This is a genomic window from Pseudogracilibacillus auburnensis (assembly GCF_003201975.1).
GTDB lineage: Bacteria > Bacillota > Bacilli > Bacillales > Amphibacillaceae > Pseudogracilibacillus > Pseudogracilibacillus auburnensis.
In genome coordinates this window covers 1-14,052 of record NZ_QJJQ01000011.1, presented here as the reverse complement: position 1 = coordinate 14,052, position 14,052 = coordinate 1, and the positions used below count along the sequence as shown (strand labels likewise).

At 32.4% G+C, this 14,052-nt stretch carries 13 protein-coding genes; 10 read left to right on the top strand and 3 right to left on the bottom strand.

Annotation, left to right across the window (positions count from 1 at the left end; genetic code table 11):
* Positions 1-11 precede the first annotated feature (11 nt).
* The 9 genes from DFR56_RS14500 to arsC all read left to right on the top strand — a co-directional run bounded on the left by DFR56_RS14500 (position 12) and on the right by arsC (position 9,901).
* The gene (locus DFR56_RS14500; RefSeq protein WP_110396169.1) at positions 12-746 is read left to right on the top strand and encodes a hypothetical protein; all 735 of its coding nucleotides are present in this window, start codon (positions 12-14) and stop codon (positions 744-746) included.
* Between the two features lie 11 nt (positions 747-757).
* Entirely contained in the window at positions 758-1,384 is a 627-nt protein-coding gene (locus DFR56_RS14495) for an ABC transporter ATP-binding protein (protein ID WP_110396168.1), read from the top strand.
* On the top strand, positions 1,377-1,904 hold the full coding sequence (locus DFR56_RS14490; protein ID WP_110396167.1) for a hypothetical protein: 528 nt from the start codon (positions 1,377-1,379) through the stop codon (positions 1,902-1,904). Before DFR56_RS14495 ends, DFR56_RS14490 begins: the two co-directional genes overlap by 8 nt.
* Positions 1,905-2,112: 208 nt before the next feature.
* Complete coding sequence (locus DFR56_RS14485) at positions 2,113-2,643, top strand: RNA polymerase sigma factor (protein WP_110396166.1); 531 nt, start codon at positions 2,113-2,115, stop codon at positions 2,641-2,643.
* Entirely contained in the window at positions 2,633-3,661 is a 1,029-nt protein-coding gene (locus DFR56_RS14480) for a DUF4179 domain-containing protein (protein ID WP_207520523.1), read from the top strand. The genes DFR56_RS14485 and DFR56_RS14480 overlap by 11 nt, the downstream gene beginning before the upstream one ends.
* A 1,971-nt stretch (positions 3,662-5,632) precedes the next feature.
* A complete protein-coding gene (locus DFR56_RS14475; RefSeq protein ID WP_110396165.1) occupies positions 5,633-6,148 on the top strand; it encodes a methylated-DNA--[protein]-cysteine S-methyltransferase in 516 nt (171 codons plus the stop codon).
* Positions 6,149-7,819: 1,671 nt separating this feature from the next.
* Positions 7,820-8,152: an ArsR/SmtB family transcription factor gene (locus DFR56_RS14470; RefSeq protein ID WP_242694809.1), complete on the top strand. Its 333-nt coding sequence runs from the start codon at positions 7,820-7,822 to the stop codon at positions 8,150-8,152.
* Between the two features lie 15 nt (positions 8,153-8,167).
* Positions 8,168-9,460: an arsenic transporter gene (locus tag DFR56_RS14465; protein WP_110396163.1), complete on the top strand. Its 1,293-nt coding sequence runs from the start codon at positions 8,168-8,170 to the stop codon at positions 9,458-9,460.
* 21 nt (positions 9,461-9,481) lie between these two features.
* On the top strand, positions 9,482-9,901 hold the full coding sequence (gene arsC, locus DFR56_RS14460; RefSeq protein ID WP_110396162.1) for an arsenate reductase (thioredoxin): 420 nt from the start codon (positions 9,482-9,484) through the stop codon (positions 9,899-9,901).
* A gap of 23 nt (positions 9,902-9,924) precedes the next feature.
* On the opposite strand, the gene DFR56_RS23020 is transcribed toward arsC, so the two are convergent.
* The 3 genes from DFR56_RS23020 to DFR56_RS14450 form a co-directional block, all read right to left on the bottom strand.
* The gene (locus DFR56_RS23020) at positions 9,925-10,068 is read right to left on the bottom strand and encodes a hypothetical protein (protein WP_158525656.1); all 144 of its coding nucleotides are present in this window, start codon (positions 10,066-10,068) and stop codon (positions 9,925-9,927) included.
* A 14-nt stretch (positions 10,069-10,082) separates the two neighbouring features.
* Positions 10,083-10,952 (bottom strand): permease, encoded by an 870-nt coding sequence (locus DFR56_RS14455; RefSeq protein WP_244916547.1) that lies wholly within the window; start codon positions 10,950-10,952, stop codon positions 10,083-10,085.
* Between the two features lie 61 nt (positions 10,953-11,013).
* Positions 11,014-11,322: an ArsR/SmtB family transcription factor gene (locus tag DFR56_RS14450; protein ID WP_110396160.1), complete on the bottom strand. Its 309-nt coding sequence runs from the start codon at positions 11,320-11,322 to the stop codon at positions 11,014-11,016.
* 170 nt (positions 11,323-11,492) lie between these two features.
* Here DFR56_RS14450 and DFR56_RS14445 point away from each other — a divergent pair, with 170 nt between their 5' ends.
* Positions 11,493-13,922: a Lon protease family protein gene (locus tag DFR56_RS14445; RefSeq protein ID WP_110396159.1), complete on the top strand. Its 2,430-nt coding sequence runs from the start codon at positions 11,493-11,495 to the stop codon at positions 13,920-13,922.
* Positions 13,923-14,052: the final 130 nt, after the last annotated feature.

The following is a 14,052-nucleotide window of genomic DNA, read 5'->3' as shown; positions in this document are numbered from 1 at the left end:
GGAATTTGAATATGGCAATAAAAAATAGAATCATATTATCTATCATAATCATTTCATCTGCTATTTTACTAGGGTTCATTAACTTTAAGCAGGGATATAAAAACATAGTTACCTATATGAATGATTATCATGTTGTGTTGACGAAAGAAGCTGTATTTGATCGAATTTTTGTGAATACTGATTTTGTTAAACTCGAATATATGGAAGGCAATAGTGTATTTCATTTTATTAGCCCGTTTACATGTTATATGTTGGCTATTTTCTGGGGCTCTTTCTATTATTTATTACTTAACAAGAACTACCATCAATTCATATATTCAAGAATAAAGAACAAACAAGAAGCTTTAAAAATAGTAAGGGGTCCCTATGTTCAAAATGTTGTCCTATTTATTGTGATGTATGTGGCCACCATTTATCTTTTTATTTATTTTAATGATGTTTTAGTCTATCAAGATATGTTGAAATTTATTAAGAGAAGTGTCTTTTTAACCGTTTCGAGCATCCTACTCTCTATCGGACTTTCATCATTAATGTTTTATGTATATATAAAATGGAATGAAATAATGGCTCTTTTAGTTATTTTTATATCTATTCTATTTTTATTTATTGTAGATTTGAATTGGAAAATGATAAGTATTGTATTTATTGGTGATGATACTTATTTTGTAGGTGGAATAATAATTGGGTTCGTTCTGATTTTTCTATCTCACTTATTTCTTAAAAACGTAAAATATGAAATTGAATAGGGAGTTATAACATGATTGAGATTAAAAATGTAAATAAAAAAATGAAAGACCATGTCATCTTAAAAAACATCTCGATCTCTATTAAAAAAAGGATTTGTGTTGGATTTGTAGGGCATAACGGCTCAGGTAAGACAATGCTATTAAAAGCAATTTGTGGATTTACTAAAATTGATATTGGAGAGATATGGGTAGATAATAAACAAATTATCTTTAGTGAAAAGTATATTAAAAATGCAGGGGTTATTATTGAACAACCCTCTTTTATTAACTATTTGACAGGGATGGATAATTTACTCGCCCTAGCCAATATACAAAAGATGATATCAAAGAATGATGTTTTACTCGCTCTTAAGAAAGTGGGTTTAATTGATGCAAAAGATAAAAAGGTTAAAGAATACTCTTTAGGAATGAAGCAACGCCTTAGAATTGCTCAAGCTATTATGGAACATCCACACATTTTAATTTTGGATGAACCATTTAATGGATTAGATAAAGACTCGATTACAGAGATTCAAGATCTGATTTTAGATTATAAAAATAAAGGGACTACTATTCTTTTAACGAGTCACGATGATAGGCAAATTGATTATTTATGTGATCAAGTATATGAGCTGAATGGGGGAGAGATTGTTGAATAAAGTTATTCCTTATATTTTTATGAGTCTGTTATTTTTAACGTCCTGTTCCCCTTATGGGCTAACAGGAGATCCTAACTCAGATTCAAATGATAGCGAGGCTACACCAGAAGAAATTGCCGAGATGGAAAATATGAAGACATTTTCAATTACGCTTGAACAATTCGGAAAAAATATGCAAACACAAAATAATGATGTTTTATTAAACGAAACGGAAATGGGATATGTAACGAAGGATCATTTAATCCAAATAGATTATAAAAGTGATTCAGCAGATAAAAATGAAGCTCTCACATATATTTATATATTGATCGATCAACCGAGCGCGGAATTTACTAATATTGAACAAGAGTGTATCGCGACCTTGGAAAAGTTGTTCACTTCTTTAGAAGTGTCGTATGATGTGAATGAGTTGGTGACGAGTGTAAAAGAAAATAAAATAGAGGCTATGAATACAGAAGATGTTATGGTTGAACTCACTAACAACAGTACAAATATTCAAATGACTATAAGTCCGAAATAATATTATCAATTCGTACGAACGTTACGGTTCCTAGTAATGATTTTCAACTGATCATGTACCTGTTCACTTGATGGGTACATGATCAATAATTAATTCAGCGGATATCATGATTAATTAAACGCACAATTATTTTCGTATTTAATGTAACCAATTAATACCCTTTGTATCCAATATGGAATTTGAAATAAATAATCAGGGGGGGACCTGTATGGGATCACTAAAAACCTTAGTCAAAAAGGCAAAAAAGGGGGATGGAGAAGCATTTGTTTCACTTGTGAAGCAATACGAAGATGTATTGTATCGAACAGCAAGTAGAATGTTAAATAATGATGAAGATGTAGCTGATGCTATGCAGGAGGCTATTATTTCGGCTTATGAAAAATTACATACGCTAAAAAACAATGAGTATTTTAATACTTGGATTTGTAAAATTTTAATCAATAAATGCAACAGTTTGCTCAGTAAAAATAAAAACATTTTGATGTTGAATAATGATGTAATTCCTGATAAAAGAAATGATGAATTTCAGAAAATAGAGTTGGAAGAAGCGCTTAATAGTTTAAATGAAGTCTATAGATTAGCACTCATTTTATACTATATTGTTGGCCTAAATATTAGAGAAATGAGTGAATTTTTAAAAGAACCTGAAGGGACGATTAAATCCAGACTCTCTAGAGCCAAAGTGATATTAAGAAATAATTATTATAAAAATAAGGGAGTGACTGCTTATGAAAAATAACTTCGAAAAGGAGTTTACTCAGCTGATGAATGGAGACAAGGAAATTCCTGTTAATGTAAGGAAAACGCTCGATCAAACCTATGATATTATTCGTGCTCAATCAGAAAAGAAAAAAGTCAATTTCATTTGGAAGAAAGTTGCTGCCGCCGCTTGTGCTCTTATCATAACTGGAGTTGTCCTTACCAATGAACAGATAATGGCGAGTATTAACGAATTTTTTAACTTTGGAGATAAAGGTATTGAAGAGGCTGTTCATAATGGATATATCCAAGAAAATAATAGTGAAGCTACCAACCAGGGTATTAAAATAACATTAGACAATTATTTATCAGATGCTAATAAAATGAGTATTAGTTTTCAATTGGAATTTGAAAATCCTTCCTTTTTAAAGAATGCAAATGACGTTTCAATGGATTATCGAATAAAAAATGGAGACGGTGACTACATTGAAGAGTTTATTCAAGACACAAAAACTTTAAAAGGCGAAAATAGATACGTGTCCGGCCTTGAATACCATGTCCCTATTTTGGATGCCGAAACGGGAATCGTTCAATTTGATGTATTAATGGAGTCACATCAAGGGAGTATCCCAGCTTTAAAGGATGCGGTGGTAGAGGTAGAAAGTGTCCATATTTTTTATGGTGCGGATAAAATGAAGGATATCGATGGAAATTGGGAGCTACCTATAACTAATAATGAAAAATCAAATATAACTGTTCAATACGCAATGCTAGATTCAGAATCGAACATCCAAGTTTCTGAAGCCAACGCAAATCCAACGTCATTACATGTAACTTTTTCAGTGGATGGAGTTTATGAAGATGAAAACACTTTTGCTCATCGGATGAAAATCATCGACGAAGAGGGTAATGAATATCATGCAAAAGATTTTGGAATTAGTAAGAAAAATGGAAAAACTGTTATTTCAACAAACTTCCCTATCACTTCGTATAACGATTCCCTAAATCTAAAGCTAATCGTGGAAGAATTAGGAGAGGTAGAACTTGTAAAAAAATAATTGGTAAAAAATCCCTATTCATCTTGCTAGAAGAGGAATCGGGATTTGTTTATCATGGTAATTTTTAAATGCGTAAAGTGAAAGGAGAATGACAATCTATTTTCTACTCAAATCTTGAAAGAGCCAAAACGGATTGCATACGTCTATACCCTAATTGGTAGGATAGGGTAAATCTATTCTATACAATGTAGCCTTATAATAATTTGTATAATATCCATCGATTCTAATAAAGGGTTAGAAAGCCACGATATCTAGTAGTTATAGGCTGAATGTTTAAAATGCTTATAGAATGGTGGCTTTGTAACTTTATCAATCTTTTCAACTTGTCTTGTTTTTGGAGCAGCCTGTAGTTCTGTGAAACTATCTTTTTCTTAATGAGCCTGAACGGGATTTCTACTAAACAACGAAACAACCATAAGAACCGAAAGGATGGCAACAATTAGATGTTTTTGATTCATAAATAACTTTGTAGGTGATGAATAAAGATAATGACTCAAATAAAGCGGTCGTTATTATATTAGCAATTGTCTTTGTTCATATTTATGATTTTGTCAAAATGGGAGAGAAGGCGTGAATGAATGTGAGTTTAATTTAATTTTAGCTAAAGCTATTTAATGATTGATTTAATTAGATCTTCTGTATACTCACCAATAAATTTAGGGATATCCCCAAAATAATTAGTATTTTAATTTAGGGATTTTTTGCGGTAAATACGAATGAATTATGTGATATTATATGAGTAACTGATTAGAGGTAATATAGTTGGAAATGGGGATAAATGATGGGGAAGTTATTTAACCTTTTTCATGTCGGACAAGCCTTTAACATACTCTACTTTTTAATCCCCAGTCTAACAAAACTTTTATCTTTCAATATTTCAAGCAACAATGATAGAAAATCAATATTATTGGCATTTAATGTGTAGTGGATTTTAGTCCTTTTAGCATTATGTATAATAGTATTTTTTTTACTTTCATTGTATTAAAATTACTGATGGAAAAATTGACTGGTTTAGCTTGTGCTTGCTTTGGATGTTTTTGAAAGCGAAATAGGTATAGAAAAAATCACCACGAATTGTTTATTAACGTTGTAATGATCATTAATGTTAAACACATTTAAGCAAATACCTAACCATCATACTATTTAGTTGCATCAGCATGTATGTTCATTTATTTAGTGGTGAAAAGCGGATTAAATCAAATAAAAAGAGCCCAAGTTTACAGTAGTAAATTACTAAAACAATTAAATATATGAAAAAAATTTCTCTACTCATTCTAGTTTCAATTCATAAAAGGAAATACAAGACTTTTTGGCATTTAATAAACTGGAACTTCAGTTATATACGTAATTATTAAAAAATACATTCAACTGAATAATAAGAAGAAAATTGAAAGGAGGTGGAATGAGTAAGAACTAAATTTGGTTGTCTTACTTTAATTATCTTTGGAGAAGTTACGAAAAGTATTTAGTTGATCGTACCGGATCTAGAATGTAATGATGTATTGGCATTGTTTGATAGAGGCATTTAAACTACCCTTTAAATGCCTCCCTTTTTTTAAAACAATACTAGCGTTACATAATGAGTTTTGAAAATTCAGTAGATATGTTTCCCTGCATTATTTTTTGTATGTTTAAATATAGGGTTTTCGGCAACGTTTTACGACAACTAGATTATGATAAAACAGCTTTTCGGATTTGGGTCGAAACGAGCGAGTCATTATATCATTTAGCAGCGCATCAGTTTTATGAATGATATTTTTATCAACGACCCTGTTATGTTATATGATTAAAATGCGAAACTTAGTGACCGTTTTTGACGCATTTTTGCTGGAGGATTCATAGATTTACATGTTTAATATTGCTATTTTATTCAAATGAAAAATAAGCGGATGCATGTTCTTCCCCTTTAAGTTAAAATAGAGTTATCTATTAAATACTTAAAGGTATTTTTATGTAAAGGAGTACGTGCAGATGAAAGAAAATACTTATTATTATGGAAGGTTAGTAACAAAAGATTGGTCGCTTTATCTTGTTGCTACAAAGGATGGTTTATGTTTTATCGGTTCGGAAAACAGAGGACTTGAAGAAGTGAAAGCTTGGTTGAAAAAAACACGACGCCCTATCGATCATTTAGTAGAAGATTTTGAAAAAGTGAAAAAATATGCTGATGAGTTAGAACAGTATATGGATGGAGAGCGGAAAAACTTTCAACTACCGATTGTATTACAAGGGACACCTTTTCAAGAGGCAGTTTGGGCAACGTTACAACAGATTCCATTTGGTGAAACGAAGTCTTATTCAGACGTAGCTGACTCGATTGGTAAACCGAAAGCTGTCCGTGCGGTAGGGACAGCCATTGGAGCAAATCCATTACCCATTGTCGTACCATGCCACCGTGTCATTGGGAAAAGTGGAAAACTTACGGGCTATCGAGGTGGAATAGCGATGAAAAAGAAATTGCTCGACCTAGAAGGGGTATCTATATAAATCATTGGGGATTTGGATTATCGTCAACTCATGTTTTCTAATATTTATAGTAGTTTATGAACGATAACAGGCATTTTAGTTGGAATTATTGCTTCCAGAATTTATGGTGAGAATGGAAAATCATAGTTTGAGAATATGAAAAATGTGGTCGGTTTTTCTAAAAAGAAAGAGAATTGGGTAACAGACCGCCGTGATTGTGAGAATCTAGTTTATTCCGAGAGGGTGGACAAGTGTGAAATCAAAATTATTAATCCCTTTTCTACTTAGTTTTTTTTCTTTTCCTTTGGGCTGTTTACTTAGGTCCATTTACTTTATCATTCTACCTAATTATGGAGACGCGGGAATAGCCTTATTATCTATCGTTATTTCTTTGAATGTGACCGCTATCATTATAGCGTTATATCAACTATTTGATAATGTTAAAATGTAGTTGGTATTGTACTACTAGGATGGAGTTGTTCTGTACATTGCAATACAGAGAAAAAATCAATTACTTTTGACTTTGGTATAACTTCCTGATTAAGCTCAAGAAAGGAAGGGGAAATGCGCTTTTTTTGAACAGTTGGTCAATTTCGCCTAAAGAAAGAGTAAAAAATCATTGATAGAAATAATTCTTTATAGCAATTTAAAAGAACAACAGATAAGATTAAATCCGCAACAGATGAATTAAAATAAGTGCAAATTTATAAAAGCTTATTGAATTAAAAGGTTGTTGGATTTAGTAGAATTATTAGCCTCCTGATTCATTAGCGTCATTATCAATTCCCTTCATTGTTATAGGTATATTACTGTTGATTACGTCAAAATCCTTTCAAAGTAAACGTGTGCATATATGGAAAACTACATCGAATGGGGCGCAATGGACGTAAATATTATTATAAAGTTATACAAAGCAATTCCATCGATGTTTGTTCTTCTTTTGCATGGAATATAAATATGTCCAATGATGTCATGTTATTAAGCAAAAATTATTCCTGGTGGGATAATGAAGAGGATGACATTTTGAAGGAGCAGAAAATAAACAGGCTGATATTTTGTTGGCTGATGTCCTTTTTAAAGGAACTCGTCAAACGAAGCATCGCCTGTTATTGTTGTCGAAATAAATTGGCATTGGATGGGAATTCATGATGAATGAGAATGGTGTGGGCTGAGCAAGTTAGATGGCTTTTGTAATATCCGCAATCGTCACTACACTCCAATTGAGACAACAGAATATAAAAATGTTCCCTGAAAATATAAAGGGAAAATGTCTTTCTTAGCTACAAGTATTAAAGGATAATGAAATGCTATTCCTTAAGAATGAGTAAATGACTTTGTAGCTTTTCAGTATTTTCATTATTGGCAGAGACAATATCTAGAAATACGTAAAAAGTAAAACTTATAACGGAACTAACCTAGAAATGCCTGTTAATATAACAATAATTAATAAATTATATGAATGAGTCTTTGTCAAATATATCTATATTTCATACTACTTATATATGGAAAATAGTAAATAAAAATAAAAAAACTTACGTCAATTTGAAAAGATTCATTTTTGTACTATTTCACTTAAAGAAAACATATAATCAATTGATTATATAATCGAACACTTATATAATTGGTATATCAATTTAAAAAAATAAAAATGATGGATTTACATATCCATTCATTTATGTTGGGTGGTGAATCTTGTTGGATTATCGTGATGCAGAGTTTTGTTTAAAAGCCGTTGGAGAAGAAACACGTTTACAGATTATTTCTTATTTAACGATCGATACATTTTGTGTTTGTGAACTAGTTGAACTTCTTGAAATGAGTCAACCATCAATTAGTCAACATTTAAAAAGATTAAAAGAGGCGGAAATTATTTTAGAAGAAAGAAGAGGAAAATGGGTTTTTTATTCATTGAATAAAGAGCATACATTATACACATTTTTTCTTCACTTAGTAAGTGTCCTTCCCGCATTGAAAGGGAATGTCAACAACTTAGTGGTGGAAGGTAAAAGAGTTTTATGTGAATAGGGAAGGAGTTATCCAGTGGTTTATTTAGCCTTTATTATCTTTTTAGTTACGCTATTATTTGTTATTTGGCAACCGAAAGGACTATCCATTGGGTGGTCTGCTTGTATCGGTGCATTACTGACGCTTCTCGTTGGTGTTGTTTCTTTTCAAGATGTAATGGATGTAACAGGCATTGTCTGGAATGCGACACTTACATTTGTTGCCTTAATTATTATTTCATTAATTTTAGATGAAATTGGGTTCTTTGAGTGGGCTGCATTACATATGGCTCGCTTTGCTAACGGAAATGGGCTTAAAATGTTTTTTTTAGTCACTATTTTAGGAGCGATTGTTGCTGCTTTGTTCGCAAACGATGGAGCAGCCCTTATTTTAACCCCAATCGTTTTAGCGATGGTTCGGGCACTCAACTTTAAAGAAAAAATGATTTTACCTTTTATTATGGCATCAGGGTTTATTGCTGATACAGCATCCCTTCCGCTCATTGTAAGTAACTTAGTAAATATCGTCTCTGCAGATTTTTTTGGAATTGGCTTTGTTGAGTATGCGACACGAATGATCGTACCTAATTTGTTTAGTATCGTTGCAAGCATGCTCGTTTTATATTTGTTTTTTCGAAACAGTATTCCTAAACATTATGAGATAAATCAGTTAAAAAAGCCAATCGAAGCGATTAAAGACCTATCTATGTTCCGTTTGTCATGGAGTGTGCTCACTGTTTTATTAATCGGTTATTTTGCAAGTGAATTTATTAACATTCCAGTGTCATTTATCGCTGGTGCCATCGCAATATTATTTTTACTCATTGCAAGACGTAGTCCAGTCGTTCATACAATGACGGTTTTAAAAGGGGCACCATGGGCGATCGTGTTTTTCTCGATCGGAATGTATGTTGTTGTATATGGATTAAGAAATGTTGGGTTAACGAGTGTGCTTGCGAATATCATTCAAGCTACAGCAGATCAAGGATTGTTTGTTGGAACAATTGGTATGGGTTTTATTGCAGCCATTTTATCATCAATCATGAACAATATGCCTACCGTTATGATTGATGCATTAGCAATTTCTGATACAAATACGACAGGAGTAATGAGAGAAGCATTAATTTATGCGAATGTGATCGGTTCTGATCTAGGGCCGAAAATAACGCCAATCGGGTCGCTTGCTACGCTTCTTTGGTTACATGTTCTAAAAACAAAAGGCGTAAAAATTTCTTGGGGCTATTATTTTAAAGTAGGAATCATTCTTACGATACCAACTTTATTTATTACGTTAGTCGGGCTATATATTTGGTTACAGATTGTTCATTAATCAATAAGGAGAGCAAATAAAATGGCTAAAAAGACACTATATTTCTTATGTACAGGTAATTCTTGTAGAAGTCAAATTGCGGAAGGATTTGGTAGGAAATATTTAAGCAATATATATAATGTATACTCGGCAGGCATTGAAGCACATGGATTAAACCCGAATGCTGTAAAAGTAATGAAAGAAGCAGGTGTTGATATTGCGGCTCAAACATCTGATGTAATTGATCCAAACATACTAAATAAAGCCGATTTAATTATTACGTTATGTGGCGACGCAGATGAAAACTGTCCGATTACACCTCCACATGTAACGAAATGGCATTGGGGATTTGATGATCCAGCAAAAGCGGAGGGAACCGAAGAAGAGAAATGGATCGTTTTTCAAAGAGTAAGAGATGAAATTGAAGCTCGGATTAAACAATTTAAAGTAGAAGGGAAATAATAGAAGGATTTCTAGGCCTTCTATTATTTATCGGAAGAAGTGTTTTCTTGATGAGATGCTTCTTCCTTTATTGTATTAACTTTTTTTTCATCCACTTCTTCGATATCAATTGAACAACAGTCTTTCTTAGAAGAAAATATTTTCTTAAAGATTGATTCTTTTTTCATTGGTACTCACCCCCTTAATAAATAAAGTAAAGAATATAACCTGTCGTAATAGCCCCAAAAAGAATGGCGAAAAGAAAACTAACTAATAAACAAGGCTTAAATAATTTATTTAATAGTAATACTTCTGGGAGACTAGCTCCAGCGCCACCTATAATTAATGCTATGACAGCTCCCATACTCATTCCTTTGCTAACTAAAGCTTCTGATATTGGAATCATCGTTTCTAAGCGAATATACATCGGAATTCCAATGATTGCGGCAATCGGAATTGCAAAAGGATGTTCATTACCAGCAACAGATGTAATAAATTCTGCTGGAATAAAATCATGAATAATTGCCCCGATGAGTACTCCGATTACTAAATACGGTAATACGGGGTAGAAAAAATTCCATGCATCCTTTAAAGCAACTACCCATTTTGTATCATTTTCTGCTTTACTGTGAGAACGTCTAATTTTGATATTTCGCAAATGTTTTTCTAGTTTTAACAAATGAAATACAATTCCTGCTAGAACTGCAAAAAGAAACATCGCGACAACATAGAAAACAGTTAGTTTTACTCCTAAAAGTTTCCATAATAAAATAACGATAACTGGATTTAATAAGGGTGATGAAATTAAAAAAGAAATCGAAGGGCCAAAAGGGGCTCCAGAACTAAGTAATCCAGCTAAAATAGGGATTGTTGAGCATGAACAAAACGGAGTAAGTGCACCTAATGATGTTCCTGATATATATCCCGATGTTTTATTGCCCTTTTGTAAAATGCTCTTTATTTTTTCTTCTGAAACAATTTGTTGTAATAAACTAACAATAAAACTAATAACAATAAAAAGTCCCGTTAATTCAATAAAAAGGATAAAAAAGTTTTTTAGAAAATCAATCATCAATGTAAGACACCCTTTCATTTCCATGCATCAAAATATTTTGATGTATGATGTAAAAAAATTATTCTGGATAAAAAAGACAACATAAATCAGACGATAATACTTTCTTTATTTCTTCACGATTTGTAAAGTAATAATTCCATTTACCTTGCTTTTCAACTGAAATAAAATAAGCATCCATCAACACTTTTAGATGATAAGATAATCTTGATTGGCTTAAATTTAATTGTTCACTAAGATCACAAACACATGTCTTTCCATTTGCGGCTAGTATATGAAGTATATATAATCTGTTTTCATCAGATAGCGCCTTAAATTTAGCTTTAAAATGTTTTAACTCTTTATTTGAGACGTGCAGATTTGTTATCATATGTACCAGTCCTCATATCAAAATATTTTGATGTAATACATATTATATTAATTCAATAATCAAATAGTGTCAATCGTTCTATTTTGTAACATCTTTTCACTTGAGAAAATGAAAATAGATTCATATAGTCGATATGAGGAACTAAATTCGTACTAGTAAAGGAGATAAATATGAATAGTCATGATCATGCATCATCTATAAAACAAAAAGTTGCTTTATCCCCTGAAAAGTTAAAAAGAACGGTAGATTATACCGACTTTGAATTTGAGACGACAGAGCAAGTGCCCACTTTGACGAGTATTGTCGGGCAAGAACGTGGAAGAGCCGTAATGAATTTTGGACTGAACGTACATAAAGTAGGATACAATATCTACGTTTCAGGTATTGCTGGTACTGGAAAAACAACTTTTACAAAATCAATTGTGAAAGAATTTGCCGAAAAAGATACAGAATTATTTGACTGGTGTTATGTTCATAATTTTGAAGACAATTACAAGCCAAAAGCCTTGCAACTTCCAGTAGGAATGGGACGAAGTCTGAAAGAAGATATGGAAAAATTAATTCATGATTTAAAAATAGACATCCCTAAGGCGTTTAGTGAAGAAAGCTATGAGAAAGAAAAAGGTTCGATCATCCGTAAATATAAAGAAAAAAGTAATCAAGTTTTTGAACAAATAAATGATATCGCTAAACAATACGGTTTTGTTGTAAGACAGTCTGGTACGGGGATATTGACGATTCCGATCGTGGATGGTTCACCTATTAATGAAGAAGAATATCAAAAATTAAGTGGAGAACAATTAAAAGATATGAATCAAAAATCCTCTGCCCTTCAAGAAAGAGTATTAGACTATACGAGCGAATTACGGAATATTGAAAAAGAAGCGAAAGAGACCATTGAAGAACTTGATAAAGATGTAGCCTTGACAGCGGCTGGATTTCATATCGAAGAATTAAAGAAAAAGTATAAAAAATGTACAGATGTCATTACATATTTCGAGGAAGTACAGACAGACATTTTGAAAAATATAAATGACTTTGTCCAAGATGAAAAAGAAAGTAATACGAATCCTTTGGGCAAGATATTGCCTCAAAAAGAGAATAATATTCATTCAAAATATGGCATTAACTTACTTGTCGATAATAGTGAAACGAAAGGTGCACCAGTGATTACTGCTGATAATCCTACATATTATCATTTAATTGGTAAAGTCGAGTATGAGAGCCGGATGGGTGTGATGAGCACCAATTTTTCTAAAATAAAGCCTGGATTCCTTCATTATGCAAATGGTGGTTATATCATTTTTCAAGCGAAGGATATTTTTACTAAAAGTTTTGCATGGGAAGGATTAAAAAGAGCTCTATTACATCAACAATTACAAATTGAAAATATTGGTGAACATTCAGGGCTTCTTACGACAACATCGATTCATCCTGAACCTATCCCGTTAGATGTAAAAGTGATTATCATCGGAAATTTACATCTCTATCAATTGCTTTATCATTATGATGAAGACTTTAGAAAATTGTTTAAAATGAAAGCAGATTTTGATGTGGAAATGGATTCCAATCTGGAAAACATGACAAGACTTGCGAGTTTTATTCATACACATTGCAAAGATCATCAGTTATTACATTTTGACCGAACGGCGGTCGCAAAAATTGTGGAGTTTAGTACAAGGCTTGCTGGCCATCAGAATAAATTATCTACTCGTTTTAATCAACAAGTGGAAATTATTTATGAAGCAGACGCGTGGGCAAATATGATGGATGATGAGATTGTTTCAGCTAAACATGTCATCAAGGCAATCGAGGAGAAAAATTATCGCAATAATTTATATAAGGAAAAATTACAAGAAAGTATGATTGAAGGAACACTATTAATTGATACAGATGGAAGAAAAGTGGGACAAGTAAATGGGCTCGCCGTATATAACCTTGGGCAATACAGTTTTGGAACGCCGTCAAGAATAACCGCAACTACTTTTGTCGGACAAAATGGCATTATTAATATTGAAAGAGAAAGTAAAATGAGTGGGAACATACATAATAAAGGTGTTTATATTTTAGGCGGATATTTAGGACAAAAGTTTGCACAAGGATATCCACTTGCCCTAACAGCTCACTTAGCCTTTGAACAATCATATGGTGGTGTCGACGGAGATAGTGCTTCAAGTACAGAATTATATGCACTCTTATCAAGCCTTGCTGATGTTCCGATTGATCAGGGACTAGCTGTTACTGGGTCAGTGAACCAAAAGGGCGAAATCCAACCAATTGGTGGAGTGAATGAAAAGATAGAAGGATTTTACGAGGTATGTAAAAATAAGGGATTAACCGGAAAACAAGGAGTATTAATTCCTCATCAAAATGTCCGGAATTTAATGCTTAAAGATGAAGTGATTGATGCGGTTAAAGCAGATACGTTTCATATATATGCCGTAAAAACGGTCGAAGAAGGAATCGAAACTTTAACAGGGATACCTGCTGGTGAACGGAATGAATTTGGTGCTTATGAAGAAAACACGCTTTATAAAAAAGTTGCTGACAAGTTACACCATTTTAACAAAATATCGAAAAAAGAAGATAAAATAGAATAAAAGCTTGTTAAAGACTAGTTATCCACTATCGATATGGTGGTTACCCCCAAAAGTTAGAGTTTTTATTATGAAGCTGATTGGCTGGATTGAGTTCGGTATTCGACTGGACTCAATCCAGCCAATTTTTCTT

What these genes read in the sequence shown, in the direction of transcription:
- DFR56_RS14475 (WP_110396165.1), top strand. Translation starts at nt 5,633, where the DNA reads ATGAAAGAAAATACTTATTATTATGGAAGGTTAGTAACAAAAGATTGG.
- DFR56_RS14480 (WP_207520523.1), top strand. Translation starts at nt 2,633, where the DNA reads ATGAAAAATAACTTCGAAAAGGAGTTTACTCAGCTGATGAATGGAGAC.
- arsC (WP_110396162.1), top strand. Translation starts at nt 9,482, where the DNA reads ATGGCTAAAAAGACACTATATTTCTTATGTACAGGTAATTCTTGTAGA.
- DFR56_RS14495 (WP_110396168.1), top strand. Translation starts at nt 758, where the DNA reads ATGATTGAGATTAAAAATGTAAATAAAAAAATGAAAGACCATGTCATC.
- DFR56_RS14485 (WP_110396166.1), top strand. Translation starts at nt 2,113, where the DNA reads ATGGGATCACTAAAAACCTTAGTCAAAAAGGCAAAAAAGGGGGATGGA.
- DFR56_RS14450 (WP_110396160.1), bottom strand. Translation starts at nt 11,322, where the DNA reads ATGATAACAAATCTGCACGTCTCAAATAAAGAGTTAAAACATTTTAAA.
- DFR56_RS14455 (WP_244916547.1), bottom strand. Translation starts at nt 10,952, where the DNA reads ATGATTGATTTTCTAAAAAACTTTTTTATCCTTTTTATTGAATTAACG.
- DFR56_RS14500 (WP_110396169.1), top strand. Translation starts at nt 12, where the DNA reads ATGGCAATAAAAAATAGAATCATATTATCTATCATAATCATTTCATCT.
- DFR56_RS23020 (WP_158525656.1), bottom strand. Translation starts at nt 10,068, where the DNA reads ATGAAAAAAGAATCAATCTTTAAGAAAATATTTTCTTCTAAGAAAGAC.
- DFR56_RS14445 (WP_110396159.1), top strand. Translation starts at nt 11,493, where the DNA reads ATGAATAGTCATGATCATGCATCATCTATAAAACAAAAAGTTGCTTTA.